At 61.9% G+C, this 1,955-nt stretch carries 4 protein-coding genes; 1 reads left to right on the top strand and 3 read right to left on the bottom strand.

Going from position 1 to position 1,955, the window contains the following annotated elements; genetic code table 11:
- From FJ398_27480 to FJ398_27470, 3 genes are all read right to left on the bottom strand, one after another.
- Positions 1–181, bottom strand: a 181-nt coding sequence (locus FJ398_27480) for a hypothetical protein (protein ID MBM3841618.1), incomplete at its 3' end; no start/stop codon positions are given.
- A 13-nt stretch (positions 182–194) separates the two neighbouring features.
- A complete protein-coding gene (locus FJ398_27475) occupies positions 195–1,151 on the bottom strand; it encodes a hypothetical protein (protein MBM3841617.1) in 957 nt (318 codons plus the stop codon).
- Complete coding sequence (locus tag FJ398_27470) at positions 1,070–1,390, bottom strand: hypothetical protein (protein ID MBM3841616.1); 321 nt, start codon at positions 1,388–1,390, stop codon at positions 1,070–1,072. The genes FJ398_27475 and FJ398_27470 overlap by 82 nt, the downstream gene beginning before the upstream one ends.
- Positions 1,391–1,448: 58 nt before the next feature.
- Here FJ398_27470 and FJ398_27465 point away from each other — a divergent pair.
- A partial coding sequence (locus tag FJ398_27465) for a hypothetical protein (protein MBM3841615.1) occupies positions 1,449–1,955 on the top strand: 507 nt, incomplete at its 3' end.

The raw sequence follows: 1,955 nt of genomic DNA, 5'->3' as shown, positions 1-1,955 counted from the left end.
CCGCCGCCCGGAGGGTTTTCGCGCCAAAGGCCGCCTGGCTTCGTTGCTCCTCAGTCGAAGATCCAGGGAGGATATTCTCCTTCGTTGCGCCTCGCCATCCGGCCTTTGGCGCGAAAACAGGACCCCGCGGAATTTTCGGACACGCTCTTAGACAACGGAGTTTCGATGGCCGTGAGGTCAACAGGATGCCTGACCTACTTCAGCTTCTTCAGAAGCTCGTCCAGACCGCCTGCGACCGGCTCGATTTCAATTCGGCCTGGCTTTTCCCCAACCGAGGTTCCGGGACTCGAGTCCGATGTTCTGAGAGAGAGGAGAGGCCCGGAAGACGCGGGCATCCGGGTAACTGTGACTTCTGCCTCCGCGTTTGCTTCCTCGTCGTAAACCTCGTGGCCCCGCGCCGGGATGTGCCAGTTCGTGCGGCGTTCAAGCCAGGTGCAATACCGCGGGAAGGTCCACATGCCATGGTCCGCGCCAGTCTCCATCACGGAAACGATTTTGAAGAACTCCCGGTTCCGGATGAAATGCTTGATCGGATGAGTCGGAACGAGAATCTCGCATTCCGGCACGCGAATGTTCAGGTCGGCGCGAAATTGAAGGCGCTGACAAACGACTCCGACCAGGCAGTCCGCCAGTTGCGCCGCGACGTTGTTCTGTATTTCCCCGGGGAACGCCGAGACCACGCGTTGAAGCGCCTCGACGCACGTCGAGGAATGCACGGTCGATAAGACCAGATGACCGGTCTCCGCCGCGTTCAAAGTCAGGCGCATGGTTTGCGGTTCGCGCATTTCGCCGACCATGAGCACGTCCGGATCCTCGCGCAGCGCGTCGAGCAGGCCTTGCTCGAAGCTCGGCGTGTCGCGGCCCACCTCGCGCTGCCGGATGTAAGCGCGACGCAGACGGAACGTGTATTCGATGGGGCTCTCGATCGTGACGACGTGCCGGGCTTCCGCGAGATTGATCTCCTGGATCAGCGCCGCGAGGGTCGAAGATTTGCCGCTGCCGGTCGGGCCGCTGACCAGGAAGAGGCCGGTGGTGGGAGCGATGAACCGCTTGAGGTCGCTGTGGAGATTCAGGTTTTCCAAAGTCGCCTGGAAGGAAGAGAGCAATCGGATGGCGAAGCCGATGCCGCGCGACGTGTGCAGGACATTGATCCGGCGCGCACGCCCAGAATGGTCTTGGACAAATCAAACGAGCGGCGCTCGACGAACAGGGGCCACTGTTCCGGATCGATCAGTTCCTGGGCGGCCTCAAGGAGCAGTTTGGCGGGAACGGGTTCGCCGACGGTGCGCAGAGCGCCACGAACCCGCAGCGCCATCGGCAATCCGGGCTCCAGATGGAGGTCGCTGGCACTGTTGTCTCGGGCGACGGCAATTAACGCTTGAAGGATCATCTGAGTGTAAACAAGATTCCCGCCACAAAGTTGCAGCCCGATGAATCCCAACCAACCCGTGAAAAACCAATCCCTTCCCAGAAGTGCGCGAATCGATCGATCCTCTCCCGGCGTGGCTTCCCGTGAGCCGTTCCTTCGGACCGTGGCCTTTAGGCCGCTTCAACGCTCGACTCCGGAGAGTGCGCGGAAGCAGCCTGAAGGCTGCGGTCCGCACGGTTTTCGGTTTAAGGGCCATGTGCATGGCCCTGAGGCCAAGAAAGCTTCCCATGAACCAGACGGTAGGGCGAGCCTGTCCCCAGCGAGCCGAGTCGGACGTGTTCCACGCACGTCGAGCGGCTCGCCGGGACGGACTCGCCCTACCGGCGATCGGTTCAAGGGCCGAGTGCCTGGGTCTGAAACCAAGGGAACTTCCCATGAACCAGACGGTAGGGCGAGCCTGTCCCCAGCGAGCCGAGTCGGACGTGTTCCACGCATGTCGAGCGGCTCGCCGGGACGGACTCGCCCTACCAGCGACGGGTTCATGGGCTGCGAGCCTGGGTCTGAAACCAAGGGAACTTCCCATGAA

It is taken from the genome of Verrucomicrobiota bacterium, assembly GCA_016871535.1.
GTDB lineage: Bacteria > Verrucomicrobiota > Verrucomicrobiia > Limisphaerales > SIBE01 > VHCZ01.
Note: the sequence above shows the minus strand (reverse complement) of the source record. Positions and strands in the feature narration are given on the sequence as shown.